18 protein-coding genes are annotated in these 18,278 nt (G+C 71.5%); 10 read left to right on the top strand and 8 right to left on the bottom strand.

The genetic code is table 11. From position 1 onward, the window contains the following. Nucleotides 1–92 precede the first annotated feature (92 nt). The gene (locus RNL97_RS13500) at nucleotides 93–1,634 is read left to right on the top strand and encodes an MFS transporter (RefSeq protein ID WP_030588779.1); all 1,542 of its coding nucleotides are present in this window, start codon (nucleotides 93–95) and stop codon (nucleotides 1,632–1,634) included. A 102-nt stretch (nucleotides 1,635–1,736) separates the two neighbouring features. On the opposite strand, the gene RNL97_RS13495 is transcribed toward RNL97_RS13500, so the two are convergent. Next, entirely contained in the window at nucleotides 1,737–2,249 is a 513-nt protein-coding gene (locus RNL97_RS13495; RefSeq protein WP_030588782.1) for a MarR family winged helix-turn-helix transcriptional regulator, read from the bottom strand. 266 nt (nucleotides 2,250–2,515) lie between these two features. Between RNL97_RS13495 and RNL97_RS13490 the strand changes: the two genes are divergently transcribed. Next, nucleotides 2,516–3,298 carry a dioxygenase family protein gene (locus RNL97_RS13490; RefSeq protein WP_030588785.1) on the top strand — a complete coding sequence of 261 codons (783 nt, stop codon included), beginning with the start codon at nucleotides 2,516–2,518 and terminating at the stop codon, nucleotides 3,296–3,298. A gap of 461 nt (nucleotides 3,299–3,759) precedes the next feature. Further along, nucleotides 3,760–4,761 carry a sigma-70 family RNA polymerase sigma factor gene (locus tag RNL97_RS13485; RefSeq protein WP_030588788.1) on the top strand — a complete coding sequence of 334 codons (1,002 nt, stop codon included), beginning with the start codon at nucleotides 3,760–3,762 and terminating at the stop codon, nucleotides 4,759–4,761. A gap of 131 nt (nucleotides 4,762–4,892) precedes the next feature. Here RNL97_RS13485 and RNL97_RS13480 read toward each other — a convergent pair whose 3' ends face one another. Further along, nucleotides 4,893–5,948: a helix-turn-helix transcriptional regulator gene (locus tag RNL97_RS13480; RefSeq protein WP_313750729.1), complete on the bottom strand. Its 1,056-nt coding sequence runs from the start codon at nucleotides 5,946–5,948 to the stop codon at nucleotides 4,893–4,895. Between the two features lie 223 nt (nucleotides 5,949–6,171). Between RNL97_RS13480 and RNL97_RS13475 the strand changes: the two genes are divergently transcribed. After that, nucleotides 6,172–7,569 carry an MFS transporter gene (locus RNL97_RS13475; protein WP_243316317.1) on the top strand — a complete coding sequence of 466 codons (1,398 nt, stop codon included), beginning with the start codon at nucleotides 6,172–6,174 and terminating at the stop codon, nucleotides 7,567–7,569. A 97-nt stretch (nucleotides 7,570–7,666) separates the two neighbouring features. Here the strand turns inward: RNL97_RS13475 and RNL97_RS13470 are convergent, their stop codons facing one another. Next, on the bottom strand, nucleotides 7,667–8,422 hold the full coding sequence (locus tag RNL97_RS13470; RefSeq protein WP_030588798.1) for a DUF6227 family protein: 756 nt from the start codon (nucleotides 8,420–8,422) through the stop codon (nucleotides 7,667–7,669). Nucleotides 8,423–8,649: 227 nt separating this feature from the next. Beyond that, entirely contained in the window at nucleotides 8,650–9,735 is a 1,086-nt protein-coding gene (locus RNL97_RS13465; protein ID WP_313750728.1) for a P1 family peptidase, read from the bottom strand. Between the two features lie 229 nt (nucleotides 9,736–9,964). Between RNL97_RS13465 and RNL97_RS13460 the strand changes: the two genes are divergently transcribed. The 6 genes from RNL97_RS13460 to RNL97_RS13435 are packed head-to-tail and all read left to right on the top strand — an operon-like array spanning nucleotide 9,965 to nucleotide 15,483. Further along, nucleotides 9,965–11,074 (top strand): MFS transporter, encoded by a 1,110-nt coding sequence (locus RNL97_RS13460; protein WP_313750727.1) that lies wholly within the window; start codon nucleotides 9,965–9,967, stop codon nucleotides 11,072–11,074. Then, the gene (locus tag RNL97_RS13455; RefSeq protein ID WP_313750726.1) at nucleotides 11,071–13,398 is read left to right on the top strand and encodes a molybdopterin oxidoreductase family protein; all 2,328 of its coding nucleotides are present in this window, start codon (nucleotides 11,071–11,073) and stop codon (nucleotides 13,396–13,398) included. Before RNL97_RS13460 ends, RNL97_RS13455 begins: the two co-directional genes overlap by 4 nt. A 5-nt stretch (nucleotides 13,399–13,403) precedes the next feature. Then, complete coding sequence (locus RNL97_RS13450) at nucleotides 13,404–14,006, top strand: 4Fe-4S dicluster domain-containing protein (RefSeq protein ID WP_313750725.1); 603 nt, start codon at nucleotides 13,404–13,406, stop codon at nucleotides 14,004–14,006. Beyond that, nucleotides 14,003–14,806, top strand: a complete 804-nt coding sequence (locus RNL97_RS13445; protein ID WP_313750724.1) for a QcrA and Rieske domain-containing protein — start codon at nucleotides 14,003–14,005, stop codon at nucleotides 14,804–14,806. Before RNL97_RS13450 ends, RNL97_RS13445 begins: the two co-directional genes overlap by 4 nt. Continuing rightward, nucleotides 14,803–15,198 carry a hypothetical protein gene (locus tag RNL97_RS13440; RefSeq protein ID WP_030588815.1) on the top strand — a complete coding sequence of 132 codons (396 nt, stop codon included), beginning with the start codon at nucleotides 14,803–14,805 and terminating at the stop codon, nucleotides 15,196–15,198. Before RNL97_RS13445 ends, RNL97_RS13440 begins: the two co-directional genes overlap by 4 nt. Nucleotides 15,199–15,258: 60 nt before the next feature. Next, nucleotides 15,259–15,483, top strand: a complete 225-nt coding sequence (locus tag RNL97_RS13435) for a hypothetical protein (protein WP_030588817.1) — start codon at nucleotides 15,259–15,261, stop codon at nucleotides 15,481–15,483. Nucleotides 15,484–15,499: 16 nt separating this feature from the next. Here RNL97_RS13435 and mscL read toward each other — a convergent pair whose 3' ends face one another. From mscL to RNL97_RS13415, 4 genes are all read right to left on the bottom strand, one after another. Beyond that, a complete protein-coding gene (mscL, locus tag RNL97_RS13430; protein ID WP_313750723.1) occupies nucleotides 15,500–16,033 on the bottom strand; it encodes a large conductance mechanosensitive channel protein MscL in 534 nt (177 codons plus the stop codon). A 113-nt stretch (nucleotides 16,034–16,146) separates the two neighbouring features. Beyond that, nucleotides 16,147–16,668 (bottom strand): hypothetical protein, encoded by a 522-nt coding sequence (locus RNL97_RS13425; protein ID WP_030588824.1) that lies wholly within the window; start codon nucleotides 16,666–16,668, stop codon nucleotides 16,147–16,149. A gap of 223 nt (nucleotides 16,669–16,891) precedes the next feature. Then, nucleotides 16,892–17,776, bottom strand: a complete 885-nt coding sequence (locus tag RNL97_RS13420; protein WP_313750722.1) for an S-methyl-5'-thioadenosine phosphorylase — start codon at nucleotides 17,774–17,776, stop codon at nucleotides 16,892–16,894. Nucleotides 17,777–17,884: 108 nt separating this feature from the next. After that, nucleotides 17,885–18,226 carry an FmdB family zinc ribbon protein gene (locus tag RNL97_RS13415; RefSeq protein ID WP_030588831.1) on the bottom strand — a complete coding sequence of 114 codons (342 nt, stop codon included), beginning with the start codon at nucleotides 18,224–18,226 and terminating at the stop codon, nucleotides 17,885–17,887. Nucleotides 18,227–18,278 lie beyond the last annotated feature (52 nt).

The following is an 18,278-nucleotide window of genomic DNA, read 5'->3' as shown; positions in this document are numbered from 1 at the left end:
ACGCAACCGTCGCGCGTACGCCACAGCACGTACCGCCGACGCCCACTTCGCGACGCCTCGGCGCCCTCGCATGTCCTTAGGTGGCTACACCCATGTCAAAAATGGCCGGCCTGTCCCGAACAGCCGACACCGCCCTTCCCGATCCGAGCCGCTGGAAAGCCCTCGCCTTCATCGCGCTCGCCCAGCTGATGGTCGTCCTCGACGCGACCATCGTGAACATCGCGCTGCCCTCCGCCCAGACCGACCTCGGCATCTCCGACGGCAACAAGCAGTGGGTCATCACCGCCTACGCCCTCGCCTTCGGCGGTCTCCTCCTCTTCGGCGGCCGGATCGCCGACCTCTGGGGCCGTAAGCGCACCTTCGTCGTCGGCCTGACCGGCTTCGCGCTGGCCTCCGCGCTCGGCGGGGCCGCCCAGAACGAGGCGATGATGTTCGGCTCCCGGGCCCTCCAGGGTGTCTTCGGCGCCCTGCTCGCCCCGGCCGCGCTGTCCCTGCTCGCCGTGATGTTCACCGACGCCAAGGAGCGCGCCAAGGCGTTCGGCATCTACGGGGCCATCGCCGGTGGCGGTGGCGCGGTCGGGCTGATCCTCGGCGGCTTCCTCACCGAGTACCTGAACTGGCGCTGGACGTTCTTCGTCAACATCCCGTTCGCCGTGGTCGCCGCCGTGGGCGCGTACTTCGTGATCCGTGAGCCCTCCGGCACCCGCAACCGCGCACCGCTGGACATCCCCGGCGTCGTGCTCTCCACCCTCGGCCTGGTCACCCTGGTCTACGGCTTCACGCGCGCCGAGTCGGCCGGCTGGTCGGACGCCCTGACCGTCTCGATGTTCGTCGCCGCCGCCGTACTGCTGCTGTCCTTCGTCGTGACCGAGTCGCGCGTGAAGTCGCCGCTGCTGCCGCTGCGCGTCCTCACCGAGCGCAACCGCGGCGGGGTCTACCTCTCGCTGGGTCTCGCCATCATCGCGATGTTCGGGCTGTTCCTCTTCCTGACCTACTACCTGCAGGTCGTCAAGGGCTACTCCCCGGTCAAGACCGGCTTCGCGTTCATGCCCATGATCGTCGGCATGATCACCGGCTCCACCCAGATCGGCACCCGGCTGATGACCCGGGTCCCGCCGCGTCTGCTGATGGGCCCCGGATTCCTGGTCGCCGCGGTCGGCATGCTGCTCCTGACCCAGCTGGACCTGAACACCAGCTACGCGGCCGTCATCCTGCCCGGCATGCTGCTGCTCGGCCTCGGTATGGGTACGGCGTTCATGCCGGCGATGTCCCTGGCCACGCACGGCATCGAGCCGCGTGACGCGGGTGTGGCGTCCGCGATGGTCAACACCTCGCAGCAGGTCGGCGGCGCCATCGGCACCGCCCTGCTGAACACCATCGCCGCGAGCGCCACCACCGCGTACGTCGCCGATCACGCGGCCAGCGCCACGGACCCGAAGCTCCTGGAGCTCCAGGCCATGGTCAGCGGTTTCGCCTCCGCGATCTGGTGGGCGGTCGGCATCCTCGTCGCCGCGGCCGCCATCGCGATCGCCCTCATCAACACCGGCCGCCCCGGAACCGGGTCGGGCGGCACGGAGAGCGCGTCCGAGGCGGGCGCCGAGGAGGAGTTCAGGATTCCGGTGGTCGCCCACTGACGACGACCGCCGTCGGCCCTCCTTCGACGACGGCCCGCCCCTGATCTGCCCTGGCTCCGCTCCGCGATCGATCTGCCCGGTTCCGACCGGTGATCGCCCCGCTCAGCGGAGCCAGGGCAGATCCGCGTCCGTGCCCTCCGGTTCCAGACCGGAGGCGAGCACCCGCATGATCTCCCCGAGGCTCTTCACCTGCTCGTCCGTGAGCCGGTCGAACATCGCCTGCCGTACGGCCTCGACATGGCCCGGCGCCGAGCGGCGCAGCATGTCGAGGCCGTCGTCGGTGAGCACCGCGTTCTGGCCGCGCTTGTCGGATGGGCAGTCCTCACGGCGGACCCAGCCGTTCTTCTCCAGCCGGGCGATGGCGTGCGAGAGCCGGGAGCGGGTGATCTTCGCGTTCCGGGCCAGCTCCGTCATCCGCATCCGGCGGCGGGGGGCCTGCGAGAGCTGGACGAGCAGCCCGTAGTAGGTGTGCGGCATACCGGCATCGCGCTGCAACTGGCGGTCGAAGTGATCCTCCAGCAGCGTGGTGGCGTGCAGATAGGCGCGCCAGACGCGCTGCTCCTCGTCGGTGAGCCAACGCGGTGCGCTGGTGGATGCCGTGGTCATGGACTCCACTGTACGACCTTTTCTTGAAAGTTGAACTAGATAGAGCTAAGGTCTCCACAGGTAGGACCTTGAACTTTCAAGGAACTTCCCCGGGAGGCCACTCGCGGGGTTCCGGGGGACCTCCGGCGGAATTCCGCAGGACCCCTGCACAACGATCCCCCGGATGACCTCGGGGAACTACTGCTCTGACGAACTCGTGACCGGATCCGGTGGCCCGGACGCCCAGTGCGGCGCCCGGCCGCTCGGGATCCGGCGCCCAGTGGATGGGGAGTGCCATGACAGCCACCGCGGAGCGCATGCCCGCCCTCTACCTCTCGCACGGCGCGCCGCCCCTGGCCGACGATCCCGTCTGGCCCGGCGAACTCGCCGCCTGGTCCGCGGGCCTGCCCCGCCCCCGCGCGATCCTGATGGTCTCCGCGCACTGGGAGGAGGCCCCGCTCGCCCTGGGGGCGACCGAGACCGTGCCGCTCGTGTACGACTTCTGGGGCTTCCCCGAGCACTACTACGGGGTGCGGTACGAGGCCCCCGGCGCTCCCCGGCTCGCCGACAGCGTCCGCAAGCTGCTGCGCGGGGCGGGTACGCCGGTCCAGGACATCCCGGACCGGGGCCTCGACCACGGGGCGTACGTCCCGCTGGTGGAGATGTTCCCGCACGCCGACATCCCCGTACTCCAGATCTCCCTGCCCACCCTCGACCCGCAGAAGCTCATGGACGTCGGGCGCAAGCTCGCCCCGCTGCGCGACGAGGGCGTGCTGATCGTCGGCAGCGGCTTCTTCACCCACAACCTGGCCGCCCTGCGCCACCAGGGCGGCGGCGTCCCCGGCTGGTCGGCGGAGTTCGACGACTGGGGCGACCGGGCGCTGCGGGCCCAGGACATCGACGCGTTGATCGACTTCGAGCACACGTCCCCGGCCGGAAGGCTCGCCCACCCGCGCACCGAGCACTTCGCGCCGCTGTTCGTGACGCTGGGCGCGGCCGAGGACGAGCTGGACCGGGGGCGGAGCGTCATCGACGGGTTCTGGATGGGACTGGCGAAGCGCTCGGTGCAGTTCGGCTGAGGGGCGAAGGCTCCACCGTCCTGGAACACCGGCGGGTCGGCCCGAATCGCGCGCCGGGCGGCGGTCACCGGCCGGATCGGCCGACGGGCCCGGGGCCTGTCCGGCCATTCCCGTCGCGGGCGCGCCTGAGCAACCCGAACGCCACCGCAGCCGTCTCTCGGGGAGGGGCAGGGAGTTCCGGGCGGGAGCAGGGCGCTTCGGGTGGACGCGCCGATTCCGGGTACCCGGCCGGAGAGTCGGCAAGGGGGCCGACACGGGGCCGGAACCCCTCCGCACCGGCTCTGACCTGCGCGTCCGATGGGATCCGGAAGCGGTGTCCGGCGGTCGAAGCGGAACAGGGTACTGCATGATCACGAAAATGAATGTGTCGCATGGGAATTCTGTCCGGATTCCAGTCGTTGTTTCCATCGGATGCAGGGCACCCGGAAGGGTGTCGCGACCTACTCAGCAAGGGAGCACGCATGGCAACCCGTGCCGTCGCCCGTCGTACGTCCGCCGCCTCCGGTGAGACCGACCGGGCACGCAGTGTTCGCGCCGTGGGCGGGGAGATCGCCGATCGCGACCTGGTCGGCATGTACCTGGACGAGATCGCCCGCACACCGCTGCTCGACGCCGCCAAGGAAGTCGACCTCTCCCAGACCATCGAGGCGGGCGTCTACGCCCAGCAGATCCTCGACGGCGAGGTCGAGAGCGATGCCGGTGACGCGAAGCGTGAGGAGCTGGAGGCGCTGGTCGCCGATGGCGAGCGCGCCAAGGACATATTCATCCGTTCCAACCTCCGGCTCGTCGTCGCCGTGGCCCGCCGCTACCCGCGCGCGGGGCTCCCTCTGCTCGACCTGATCCAGGAGGGCAACGCCGGCCTGGTGCGCGCCGTCGAGAAGTTCGACTACGCCAAGGGCTTCAAGTTCTCCACGTATGCGACCTGGTGGATCCGCCAGGCCATCACCCGGTCCATCGCCGACCAGTCCCGCACGATCCGGCTCCCCGTCCACCTGGTGGAGGAGCTCGGCCGGATCCGCCGGGTCCAGCGCGAGTTCAACCGCGAGCACGGCCGCGACCCGGAGCACGCGGAGATCGCCGCCGAGCTCGACTCCAACGCCGAGCGCGTCGGCAACGTCCTGGACTGGGCCCGCGACCCGGTCAGCCTCAACATGTCCGTGGACGACGACGGCGACACCCAGTTCGGCGACCTGCTGGAGGACACCTCCGCCGTCTCGCCCGAGCAGTCGGTGATGACCCTGCTCCGCAGCGAGGAGCTGGAAGACCTCATCGGCAAGCTCGACAACCGGACCGCCTCGATCATCAAGATGCGGTACGGCATCGAGGACGGGCGGGAGCGGACCCTGACCGAAGTGGGCAAGCAGCACGGCCTCACGCGGGAGCGGATCCGGCAGATAGAGAAGCACGCACTGCTCGAATTGAAGCGAATGGCTCACGACACGGGCTTTGACGCTGCGGCGTGAGCCAATAACCCGTAATCTCCCCATCAAGCCGGTTCGCACCGGCCGACCGACCGGGTCATTCCGGTCACCCGACCGGTTTTCCACCGGTCCACGAGCTGAGCCCCGGCGCCCACCCCCCCCGGCGTCGGGGCTCATCCCTGTTCCGGGCCCGCTGCCTGACGCGGTTCGACGGCGGCCCCGCCGGCAGCCCGGGTCAGCCGGGCGCCCAGCCCCTCCAGGTACGCCACCAGCTGCGGCGGCCCCTCCACGGAGAACTCGCAGTCCACCAGCGCCAGCCGCAGCGTCGCCCACTCCAGCGAGTCGGTGCACGAGGCCCGCAGCCGGCAGCCGCCCTCCCCGTCCGGTTCCGGCGTCCCCAGGTGCGCGGGCAGCCGCGCCGTCACGAACTCCGCCGGGGCGTCGAACCGCACGTCGAGCCGCAGCTCCGGCTGCATCCGCCGCATCGACCGGGCCAGGAACGTCGCCGCGTCCCCGCTCCCCGCGCCACTCCCCGTACCGCCGCCCGTATCGCTCGCCGAGTCCTCGACGGGCAGGGGCCTCGGAGCGAACCGGGCCCCGGTCGCGTACGGCTCGCCGACCCGGTCCACCCGGAACGTCCGCCAGTCTTCCCGGCCGAGGTCGTACGCCACCAGGTACCAGCGCTGCCCGGTGCTCACCAGCCGGTACGGCTCGACCTGCCGCTTCGTCCGGGTGCCGTCGCCGCTGCGGTACGCGAACCTCAGCCGCTCCCGCCCGGTGGCCGCCGATGCCAGCGTCGTCAGGGTCCGCGGGTCGATGGTGGAGCCGTCGCCCCGGGTCAGCGGCACCGTGGCGTTCTGGAGCGCGGAGACCCGGTGCCGCAGACGGGAGGGCAGCACCTGCTCCAGCTTCGCCAGCGCCCGTACGGAGGCCTCGTCGACGCCCTCGATCGCGTGCCCCGCCCCGGCCCGCAGCCCCACCGCGATGGCCACCGCCTCCTCGTCGTCCAGCAGGAGGGGCGGCATGGCGGCGCCCGCGACCAGGCGATAGCCGCCGACCGAGCCGCGCGAGGCCTCGACCGGGTAGCCCAGGTCGCGGAGCCGGTCGATATCGCGGCGGATCGTGCGCGGGCTGACGTCGAGCCGTTCGGCCAGTTCGCCGCCGGGCCACTCGCGCGGGGTCTGAAGGAGGGAGAGCAGCTTCAGCAGACGTGCCGGGGTATCGGACATGGCTTCAGCATGGCGGACCATCAGGTCATCATCTGGCCTAATGGGACCCTAGGTTTCACCCATGCCTTCTTCCGCACCGCCGCCGCCCGCGGCATCGCACCTCGTACCGCCCACGTCGTCCGCATCGGTGAGGACGCCGGTCGCGCCGGTCAAGACGCCGGGTGCCCCCGCACCCGTGGCCGCTCCGGCGGACCGGCGTCGCTGGTTCGCGCTCGCCATCGTGATGACCGCGGCCTTCATGGACCTGGTCGACGTCACGATCGTCAACATCGCGATCCCCAGCATCACGCGGGAGACCGGAGCCTCCGTCTCCGCGATCCAGTGGATCACCGCCGGCTACGCCCTCGCGTTCGCGGCCGGGCTGATCACGGGCGGCCGGCTCGGGGACATCTACGGGCGCAAGCGGCTCTTCCTCATCGGCATCGGCGGCTTCACGCTCGCCTCGGCCCTGTGCGGCGTGGCGCCCAACCCCGAGATACTGGTCGCCGCCCGCATCCTCCAGGGCGCGACGGCGGCCCTGATGGTGCCCCAGGTCCTCTCGATCGTGCACGCCACCTTCCCGGCCCACGAGCGCGGCAAGGTCTTCGGTCTCTTCGGCGCGGTCGTCGGACTCGGCGCGGTTTCCGGTCCGCTGCTGGGCGCCCTGCTCACCGAGTGGGACCTCTTCGGGCTCGGCTGGCGGCCGATCTTCCTGATCAACCTGCCCGTCGGCATCGCCGGACTGATCCTCGGCGCGAAGTTCATCAGCGAGTCCAAGGCCCCCAAGGCGGTCCGTCTCGACCTGCCCGGCGTCGCCCTGATCACCCTGGCGATGCTGATGCTCATCTATCCGCTCACCCGGGGACACGAGCTGGGCTGGCCGCTCTGGGGCCATCTCTCGATGGTGGGCAGCCTGTTCGTCTTCGCGGCGCTGGTGATCCACCAGCGGCACAGGGCCCTGACCGACGGGTCGCCGCTGATCGAGCTGTCCCTGTTCCGGGTGAAGAGCTTCGCCGCCGGTATCGCCGTGCAGCTGACCTTCGGCGTCGGCCTCGGCATCTTCTTCCTGGTCTGGACCCTCTACATGCAGATGGGCCTCGGCTGGAGCGTGCTGCGCGCCGGCGTGACGGGCATCCCCTTCTCCGTCGCCGTCTCGGTGGCCGCCGGTATCTCCGTGCAGAAGCTCGTGCCCCGCTTCGGCCGCAAGGTCCTCCAGGCCGGCGCGCTCCTCATGATCGCCGGACTGCTGATCTACCTCTGGGAGAGCGAGCAGTACGGCATGGGCATCAGCTCTTGGCAGATGGCCGTCCCGCTCGTGGTCATGGGTGCGGGGATGGGGCTGATCGTGGCTCCGCTGACCGACACGGTGCTCTCCCAAGTGCCGCAGGAGCACGCCGGTTCGGCGTCCGGTTTGATCAACACCGTGCAGCAGATGGGGACGGCGCTCGGCCTCGGTCTGGTGTCCGTCGTCTTCTTCGGCGCGATCGGCGACCGGCTGGCTCCCGAAGCGGTCGGCCCGGCGTTCGTCGACGCGTTCCAGCAGTCGCTGTGGTGGGTGGCCGGGGTGCTCTCGGTGATCTTCCTGGTGATGTTCGCGCTGCCCGCCCGGCCGCGCAACCACGGGGAGTCCGGCCCGAACTGACCGGTAAGGCAGGGAAATCGGGCCCGGGTCAGCAGACCCGGGCCCTGGCGCGCCGGCCTCGCGGCGGTTCCGGGGCGCCGGGCGCTGGTGGCCCGGGTCAGCAGATCCGGGTGCGGCTCTCCATCGCCGCGCGGGCGGTGTGCTCGTCCTCGTACACCTCGCACATGTGGCGGCCGTCGGGCGTCGCCGTGTGTTCGACCTCCCACAGGCTCGTCTCGCTGCCGTCCAGCAGCAGGAACGCGTGCTCGTAGAGCGTGAAACCGGCGGGCCGGCCGTCGACATCGCACTGCCGCCCGAAGATCTGGGTGATGTGGTGGGCGAAGGCGGCCCGGAGCAGCCGCGCCTTCTCCTCGCCCGGCCGGTCGGCGTTCTCCGCGCGGCGCAGCACGCGGCGGGCGTGGTCCGCGGAATTGTCGGGGGCGTACGTCCGGGGGAGCGGGGCCGGCGGGGCGGACATCAGGACCGTCAGCATCTCCAGGTCCCCCGGCGCCTCCTGCGTCCCCTCGTAGCCGAAGGCCGGGGAGTCGGAGAAGCTCCCGGCCAGCCGGGACGCGGCGATCCGGGCGTCGCCCTCGTCGTCGTACAGCTCGTGCCGACGCGGGCTCCGCACGTCACGGCCGCCGCTGTGCACCAGCTCCCACAGGGTGAGGGCGGAGCCGTCGGCGAGGAGATACGTGTGACGGTAGGTCTCGCGGTGCAGCACGGAGCTGTGGTGCGACGAGTGCAGCGAACTGCTGTGGGCGAGCGCCGTGCCGAGGCGGTCGACCGTGCTGTCGGGAAGGTCGAAGGAGTTCAGGGCGCGTCGCAGGAGTCGGTCGAGGTGATGCTCGGTTGTCTCGCACGGATCGCTCAAGGTGGTGTCTCCAGGCCGTCGCCGCGTGTTACTCGATGCGTGCTTAACGTAGTCCCTGGGTCTGACATCGTGACCGGGGTTGGTTGAAAACGTAAGGCGCACGCAGAAAGTTCCCCGCCGGTTCCCGGTGCATTTCGGGCGCTTGGGAGGAACTCCCTTGCGTGGACGGTGAGTCGGCCGCCCGTACGCGCCCCCGGCTCACGCCGCGCGCCCCCTCCGTCGCGGCCTCAGCGCATCCCGCCTCCGTACAGCTCCGTGTACGAGAGGAGCCTGCCGCCCGGCCCCTCGGCGCTCCGGGCCGCGCGCACCGCCTTCACGACGGCCCGCGCCAGGACGTCGGCACCCGCCGCCAGGATCTCGTTGACGGCGACCGGGCTCCCCGGCTCCACCGGCACCTGCCCGGTGGCCAGGGTGAACACGGTGTCCCCGTCGGTCAGCAGGTGGACCGGGCGCACCGCGCGGGCCAGGCCGTCGTGTGCGGTGCCCGCCAGCTTCTGGGCCTGCGCCCGGGTCAGGTCCGCGTCCGTGGCGACGACCGCGATCGTCGTGTTGAACGGCGGGGCCGCGCTCCCGGCCGTCTCCGTCGCCTCCCGCTGCTGCGCGAGGCGCAGCTTTGCCGCCGCGTGGACCTCGGCCGGAGGGCGGGCCGGCGGCTCCCCGGCCCCGTACTCCCCGAACAGCACCCCGGTCCGGGGATCCACCACCGAGCCCGCCGCGTTCACCGCGACGACGGCGGCCACCGTGACCCCGGAGGCGAGGCGGACGCTCGCCGTGCCGATGCCGCCCTTGAGCTGCCCGGCCACCGCACCGGTGCCCGCGCCCACCGAGCCCTCGGCGACGGGCTCCCCGGGGCCCGTGGCGGCCGCGGCCTCCACCGCGGCGCGGCCGGTCGACGCGTCGGGGCGGGCCCGCCAGTCGCCGCCCCGCCCGAGATCGAAGAGGGCGGCGGCCGGAACGACCGGTACCACCTGGGTGGGCCCGGGCCCGACCCGGACGCCCCGGCCCTGCTCCTCCAGCCACGCCATCACGCCGGACGCCGCGTCGAGCCCGAAGGCGCTCCCGCCCGTGAGGACGACGGCGTCGACCCGCTGCACCAGGTTGCGCGGATCCAGGGCGTCCGTCTCCCGCGTACCCGGCCCGCCGCCCCGCACATCCACGGCTGCCACGGCCCCGCCCTCGGGCGCCAGGACGACGGTTGTTCCGCTCAGCGCGCCCGCACCGGCGACCTCGGCGTGGCCGACGCGGATGCCGGCCACATCGGTCAGCGCGTCCAGCAGGGGCGGCAGTTCGGGGGCTTGGTCCTCGCGCGTCATCGTGCGGCTCCTCCGGGCGGGATCGGGGCCCGCCGAAGAGCACGGGCCGCTACGCCTCGAACGTACCGGCGGGCCGAAAGCGGTGCGCGAGATTCCGTACGGTCGGCGCTCAAGGCCCCGCCCGCACAAGACCCCCGGGCAAGGGCTTTTGCGACTGTCCGGGCGACCCGCTCACCCTCCCACCCCCTAAAACGGGTTCAATCGACCCACACAGCCCTACGGTGGCCGGGTGACCGAGCCCTCAGAAGCCACCGCAGCAGCCGAGCCCCCCGCCCCCGGCGACCCCGCGGTCACCCCTCCCGCGCCGGCCGGCCCCCGGTCCGTCACCACCCGGGCCACGCTCGCCGGAGTGGCTGTCTCCGCCCTCCTGATCCTTGCGATCGTGCTCGGCAGCCGCATGCTCCGCACCTTCGACTCGGCCCTCCTCCCGTACGCCGTCGCCACGGTCTTCCTCGCCTTCGGCGTCGCCTACCGCTACACCGTCTGGATCTCCGCCCCCGGTGCCCGACGCCTCTTCCGACAGGGCCGGCGCAGCCTCTTCTCGATGGAGAACTTCCGCAGCGCCCCCACCGCCCTCCCCAGGATGATCGCCACCTACCTCGGCTTCCAGAAGTTCCTCGGTGCCCGCTCCCACGCCCGCTGGGCCGCTCACCAGCTCATCTTCTGGGGCTGCGTCCTTGCCGCCCTGATCACCTTCCCGCTCACCTGGGGCTGGTTCACCTTCACCTCCGGCACCGGCTCAGGGCCCGGTTACGAGATGCGGATCTGGGGATTCAAGATCCTCGGCTTCGACTCCCTGAACCTTCTCGGCTGGCTGATGTTCCACGGCTTGGACATCGCCGCCGTCCTCGTCATCCCCGGCGCCTCCTACTTCCTGTGGCGCCGGATGAAGGACCGCGGCGCCGTCACCGGCCAGCGCTTCGCCTACGACCTGGTGCCGCTGATCGCGCTCATCGTCATCTCCGTGACCGGCCTGCTGCTCACCTTCTCCTCGGTCTTCCTGCACGGCGGCGGCTACCAGTTCCTGGCGATCCTGCACATGGTGTCCGTCGTCTTCACCCTGATCTACATCCCGTTCGGCAAGTTCTTCCACATCGTCCAGCGCCCGGCCGCGGTCGGCATGCAGCTGTTCAAGTACACCGGTCGCAAGGACGACGAGGTCTTCGCCTGCCGCCGCTGCGAGGAACCCATCGACACCGGGCCCTACGTCGAGAACCTGCGCGGCACCATGCGCGACCTCAGCCTCGACTTCGACGCCTGGGCCGAATACTGCCCGCGCTGCAAGCGGGTGCTGCGCGGCAGCGCCTACCTCTCCCATGTGAAGAAGGGCTTCAAGTGACCGCGGATCCGCGAGCTGCCGCCGACCGCCGCACCATCGTCCCCCTGGACCCCTCCCTCGCCCCGCCCGGCACCCGCGCCTTCCGGGACGCGGGCGGCATCCCGGCCGACCGGTGGCACGCCGACCAGAACGGCGAGACGCTGGTACCCACCCACTGCTGCTTCTGCGGTGTCCAGTGCGGGATGTATCTGCGGGTGGACCACGGCGGCAAGGTCTTCGGCGTCGAACCCCGCAACCACGACATCAACCGGATGCGGCTCTGCCCCAAGGGCATCAACGCCTACCAGCAGGTCAACCACCCCGACCGGCTCACCGCCCCGCTGATGCGCCGCTCCCGCGACGAGGAGTTCCGTGAGGTCTCCTGGGAGGAGGCCCTCGACTTCACCGTCTCCGAGGTCAAGCGCATCCAGCAGACGTACGGCAACGACGCCTTCGGGCTCCTCGGCGGGGCCAGCCTGTTCTCCGAGAAGACCTATCTGGTGGGCAAGTTCGCCCGGGTCGCGCTCAAGTCCCGGCACGTCGACTACAACGGCCGCCTCTGCATGGTCAGCGCCGCGGGCGCCAACAAGCTGGCCTTCGGCATCGACCGGGCCGGCAACCCCTTCTCCGACATCCTGCTCACCGACTGCCTGCTCATCGCGGGCTCCAACGTCGGCGAGTGCTTCCCCGTGATGACCCAGTACGTCTGGGGAGCCCGGGACCGCGGCGCGACCCTCATCGTGGTCGACCCGCGCGAGACCGCCATCGCCCGGACCGCCGACATCCACGTCGCCCTCAAACCCGGCACCGACTCCGCCTTCTTCACCTCCGTCCTGAACGTCGTCATCGAGGAAGGGCTCACCGACGAGAACTTCCTCGCCGGCCACGCCACCGGCTGGGAGGAGGTCAGGGCCAAGGCCGCCGAATATCCGCCCTCCCGCGCCGCCGCGATCTGCGGCATTCCCGCCGAGCAGATCGTCGAGGTCGCCCGGGCCTTCGCCCGCGCCCCCAAGGCCATGGCCTGGCACGCCCGAGGCATCGAACACCACTCGCAGGGCGTCGAGAACTGCCTCTCCGTGATCAACCTCTGCACCGCCACCGGCCACATCGGCAGACCCGGCGCCGGCTACGGCACCATCACCGGCCAGGGGAACGGGCAGGGTGGCCGCGAGCACGGCCAGAAGTCCGACCTCCTCCCCGGCGGACGCTCCATCTCGAACGAGGAGCACCGCCGCCAGATCTGCGAGATCTGGGGCATCGAGGAGTCCGAACTCCCGCCCGCCGGCACCTCCATGATGGAAATGGTCTGGCAGATGCAGCGCCGCGAGATCCGCGGCCTGATCGGCATCTGCAACAACCCCTTCGTCTCCCTGCCCAACTACCGGGTGGTCAAGGAGGGGTACGACACCACCGAGTTCCACGCGCAATTCGACTTCTTCCTCTCCGAGACCGCAGCCAACGCCCATGTCGTCTTCCCCGTCACCACCTGGGCCGAGGACGAAGGCGTGATGGCCAACGCGGAAGCCCGCGTGGTCAAGCACAACAAGGCCCAGGACCCGCCTCCAGGCGTCCGGACCGACACCTGGGTGATCTGCGAACTCGCCCGCCGCCTCGGTGCGGGCGACAAATTCGACTTCCCCGACTCCCGGTCGGTCTTCGACGAGCTGCGCGTCGCCTCCGCCGGAACCGTCAACGACTACTACGGCATCACCTACGAACGGCTGGAGGAGACCGGCGGCATCGCCTGGCCCTGCCCCACCACCGACCACCCCGGCACCCCCCGGCTCTTCGAGGACGGGAAGACCTACCACCCCGACGGCAGGATCCACCTCCAGGCCGTCGAATGGCACCCGCCGATGGACCCGTACGACGACGAGCACCCCATGTCCCTCACCACCGGCCGCACCGTCGCCCACTTCCTCTCCGGCAACCAGACCCGCAGGCTCGGCGCCCTCGTCGAACAGACTCCGCGCCCCTGGGCCGAGATCCACCCCTCCCATGGCTTCCGCAACGGTGAACCCGTCCGCGTCGTCACCCGGCGCGGCAGCGAGGTCTTCCCCGCCCTGGTCACCGAGGCGATCCGCCCCGACACCGTGTTCGTCCCGTACCACTGGCCGGTCCCCGCCGCGGCCAACGCCCTCACCATCGACGCCCTCGACCCCCGCTCCAAGATCCCCGAGTACAAGGTGTGCGCCTGCCGCATCGAGCACGCCGAGCGGGTCGACGAGGTCCCCGCCCCGCCGGTCGCCCCCGGCCATGTCGCCTACCCGGAGACCCAGGTCTCCCGTACCGAGCCGCTGCCCCCCACGGCCCCGCAGGGCCGTGGCACCTCGGAGAGGAGCTGAGGCCCATGATGGGCAGAACGATCTTCATCGACCCGGGGCGCTGCATCGGCTGCCAGGCCTGTGTCTCCGCCTGCCGCGAATGCGACTCGCACCGCGGCACATCGATGATCCACCTCGACTACACCGACGAGGGCCACTCCGTCGCCTCTCTCCCGACTGTCTGCATGCACTGCGAGGACCCGGTCGCCCCGTGCGCCGAGGTCTGTCCCGCCGACGCGATCCTGGTGACCGCGGACGGTGTGGTGCAGCAGGCCGACACCACCCGCTGCATCGGTTGCTCCAACTGCGTCAACGCCTGTCCCTTCGGCGTACCGAAGATCGACCTCGAGGCGAAGCTGCAGATGAAGTGCAACCTCTGCTACGACCGCACCGCCTACGGCCTCGCCCCCATGTGCGCCACCGTCTGCCCGACCGGAGCGCTCTTCTACGGAACCGTCGAGGAGCTCCAGGCCGAGCGCCCCGGCGTCCAGGTCGCCGACAGCTTCGTCTTCGGCGAGACCGAGGTCCGCACCGGCGTGGCCGTGGTGGTCCCGGCCGAACGGGTCCAGTGGCCGGTGCCCGGCGGTCTTCCCGTCGTCGAGATCAACGGGAAGGACGTCCGCCGATGAGCGTCACCGACCGGCAGCCGGCCGGCGAGCACCCCGCCGGGGGAGACCCGCGCGAGGCGCTCCAGGACCGGATCGCCGCCGACTCACTCACCACCCGGCGGGACTACCTCCGGATCGTCACCACCGTCTCCGGCGGACTCGCCGTCGGCGGTATCGGGGTGGCCGCGGGCATCCTCCACCGCCACGGCGACGGCGAGGAGGGCAAGGCCCCCGAGCCGAAGCGCATCGCCGGCGCGCTCCCGCCCGGCGAATCGATCGCCTTCCGCTATCCGGGCGAGGAGGACCGGGCCGTCGCCGTCCGCCTCGACGACGGCACCCTGGTCGGCTACTCCGCGGTCTGCACCCACCTCGCCTGCGCCGTGCTCTGGCGCAAGGACCGGGGCACCGAGGGCGAGCTGTACTGCCCGTGCCACGAGGGAGTCTTCGACGCCAGGTCCGGCGAGGTCACCGCGGGCCCGCCGCCGCGCGGGCTGCCCAAGGTCGTGGTCATCGAGCAGGACGACGGAAGCGTCTGGGCCGTGGGGACGACCCGGTCCGGCGAGAGCATCGAGGAGGGCCTCTGCCGCCGGCTCGGCGGCGAGCGCCCCGACCTCGCCGCCCGTATCGGCTGCCCGGGCATCGACGGCGGAGCCGAGTCCCCGCCCCGGGCCGCCGGGCCACGCGCCCGGAACCGGGCCGCCGGTGAACGGCCCGCCCCCCGGGCCGACAGCGCAAGGGAGGGTGGCAGCCGCGTCACCGGCCCCGGGCGCGGAGCCGGCGCGGCGTCCGTCACCGCCGAGAGCCCGGGCGGGCGGGCATGAACGACGCCCCGCACCCCGAGCAGCCGCTGCCGCCCCCGGGCACCCACTACCCGACCTACCACCCCGGCAGCGCCGACCCCGAGCTGAACCGGCCCGTCCACGAGCGGTATCCGCAGATCCGCCCCACCAGCGGATACGGGGACCCCCGCGTCCGGCACACCGGTCCAGGGCCCGGAGCGGGCACCGACCAGGATCCTGAGCGCTCCTCGAAGCTGACCGCCCGCCTCGCCCTGGCCATGTCCGTCGTCATCGGCCAGCTCTGGGGGCTGACGGTCCTGATCGACGAGTGGATGGAGGGCAGCACCGGCACGGCCTGGTGGGGGGCCGGTTTCCTCTGCCTGTCGTTCCTCGTCGTGCTCGGCCTGTGGCTCGTGGACCCGAAGGACCGCTGACGCCCGCCCCCGGCCCCGCGGCGGCTCACCCCCCGCGGTGAGCCGCCGTACCCTGGAGACATGAGCGCCGCCCCCGCCCCCAGCCCGCGTGATGCGAAGAAGCAGCAGCCACAGGAGCAGCCGCCCCGGGAACCGAAGCCCAAACCGGTTCTGGTCTTCGACGATCCGCTGGACCGGCAGTCCGCGGACGATACGGACCAGGGGTGGGGCGAGCGGCCTCCGGCCGGCGGCAGCGCCGCGGACCTCGCGCGCTTCCTGGACGAGAAGCCGCCCCACCACATCTGACCGGTCGCCCGGAGGGCTACCGGCCCTCGCGCGGGCCGGCAGTGGCGCCGCCGGGTCCGCCCAGGCCGTCGCCCGAGCCCGGCCCGGGCGCGCCACCGGTGCGCTGGGAGACCAGTTCGTCGCGGATCTCCTTCAGTACCTCCAGCTCGCTCACCTCGATCGTCTCCCGCACACTTTCCTTGGCGGCCTGCATCGCTGCCCGCCTGGCCAGGTACTTGGCCATCGGCAGCACCATCAGGAAGTACACGACGGCGGCCGTGATCAGGAAGCTGAAGGTGGCGCTGAGCACCGAGCCCCACAGGATCTCGATCCCGTCCATCTCCCCGGTCTTGGGGTCCGTGATGCACGGGCCCTGGAGGCAGGAGCTGTAGTGGTCCAGGTCCTGCGTGCCGAACGCGCCGACCAGCGGGTTGATGACGCCCTTGACGACCGCGTTCACGATGTTGGTGAAAGCGGCACCGATGACGACAGCCACCGCGAGGTCGATCACATTGCCGCGCATCAGGAAGGCCTTGAATCCTTCCAGCAGACTGACCTTCTTCTCGCTCACGGGTGAGCCTTCTTTCGCATGGACGGTGAGGGGAGCACACTGCTCCACCACCCAAGGCGGGAGAAGGCGATACTGTCCAATCCGCCCCGTCCGACGCGTGCGATGACAGGACGTCAGTGCGCATCGGCCACCGCCACGGCCAGCCGCCCCGAAGCGCCCGCACCGAGCAGCGCCGTGGCCGTCGGCCGCTCCACGGACAACACCACCAGCGCACCGGTCCCCGTGGAGGCGGGCGGCACCTCCGCCACCCGCGCCCCCCGGGCCACCACGCGCGCGTCGCCGCCGCCCGCATCGCCCACCGCGATCACATCGACCCGGTCTCCCGGCCGCAGCAGCCGTACGGTCTCCGGATCCGCGATCCGGACCGGCGCGGAGACCAGCCGCACCGGTGGCAGGCCCGCCCCCGGCGGATCGTTTGGCGGGCCGGCCCCTCCGTCGGCGCTGCTCAGGCCCGTGGTGGCCAGCGCAGCGCCCGCCAGGGCGAGCCCCGCGGCCACCGCACGCCGTTGGCGGCGCACCATCCGCCGCAGCCGGTCCGCGCCACCGCCCCGCACCCGCAGGGGTCCGAACGGGCCCACGCCGCACGGCAGGGGCACCGGAGCGGGGCAGGAGGAGGGAGGGGAAGAAGTGGACATGGCACCACCTGGAATCAGTGCGGACGAGCGCATGGGGAGCGGACGACCGCGAAGGAAAGAGCAGGGGAAAGGGGAGCCCGGTCCGGTGTGACCCGGCCGAACTCCCCTCACTTTCCCCCGTCCGAGCCGATCCCGCTGCGGCCTGTGGACAGTCCTCGCACTGTGGACAACTCCGTCACCCGATCGGTGAGTTCCGCCCCGCCCGAGCGGCAGTCCGCCCCCGCTACGGCAGGGTGATCCCCGTGTCGATCCCGTCCAGGGCGTGAGCGCACGTGCAGTTGCGGCTCTCGTTCTCCGGCAGCCCCGCCACCGCGTCGAACAGCACCGAGCGCAGCCGGTCCACATTGGCCGCGAACACCTGGAGCACCTCCTCGTGCGAGACTCCCTCGCCCGCCTCGGCCCCCGCGTCCAAGTCGGTCACCAGGGTCATCGTGGTGTAGCAGAGCCCCAGCTCCCGGGCGAGGACCGCCTCGGGGTGCCCGGTCATGCCCACGACGGACCAGCCCATCGCCGCGTGCCAGCGCGACTCCGCGCGGGTCGAGAAGCGGGGGCCCTCGACCACCACCAGGGTGCCGCCGTCCACAGGCTCCCAGTCCCGTCTGCGGGCAGCCGCGAGCGCGGCCTTGCGGCCCTCGGGGCAGTACGGGTCGGCGAAGCCGAGGTGGACGACGTTGGGCACGGTCCCGTCGGCCCGGGTCTCACCGTCGTAGTAGGTCTGCACCCGGGCCTTCGTGCGGTCCACCAGCTGGTCGGGTACGAGCAGGGTGCCCGGCCCGAACTCCGGCCGCAGCCCGCCCACCGCGCACGGCCCGAGCACCTGCCGGACCCCGACGGAGCGCAGCGCCCACAGGTTGGCCCGGTAGTTGATGCGGTGCGGCGGCAGGTGGTGGCCGCGTCCGTGGCGGGGCAGGAAGGCAACCCGGCGGCCGCCGAGCTCGCCGAGGAAGACCGAGTCGCTCGGCTTGCCGTAGGGGGTGTCCACGGCGACCTCGGTGACGTCCTCCAGGAAGGAGTAGAAGCCCGAGCCGCCGATGACACCGATCTCCGCGGGCCCCTCGGCCCCCGCCGTACCCGTACCGGAGTTCGTTTCCGTATGTGCGTTCACCATGCGGTCACCGTATCCGCCGGGGTGCCGCCCCGGCGGAAACGCACGGACCCCGCCGAGAGGTCTCGGCGGGGTCCGGTGAAAGGCGGGGTGGTGCGTGCGTACGTGGGCTCAGGCGGCCGACGTACCGCTCGACGAGGCCGACGCGGGGGTCGACGACGAGGAGGAGGCGGACGACGAGGCGCTCGACTTCGTGTCCGAGCCCGTCGACGACGAGGACGAACCCGAGTCGGACGACTTCGAGGCCGTCGACGCCGGCGTGCTGCTCGACGAGGAGCCGCGGCTGTCGTTCCGGTAGAAACCGGAACCCTTGAAGACGATGCCGACCGCGGAGAACACCTTCTTGAGGCGTCCGTCGCAGCTCGGGCACACGGTCAGGGCATCATCGGTGAACTTCTGCACCGCCTCGAGGCCCTCGCCGCACTCGGTGCACTGGTACTGATAGGTCGGCACTTGCTCCTCCTGGCACTCTCACTCAATGAGTGCTAACGACGCTCCATACTGA

The sequence above is a fragment of the Streptomyces parvus genome, assembly GCF_032121415.1.
GTDB lineage: Bacteria > Actinomycetota > Actinomycetes > Streptomycetales > Streptomycetaceae > Streptomyces > Streptomyces globisporus_A.
The sequence above is the reverse complement of the archived record's forward strand: the minus strand, read 5'-3'. Positions and strand labels throughout refer to the sequence as shown.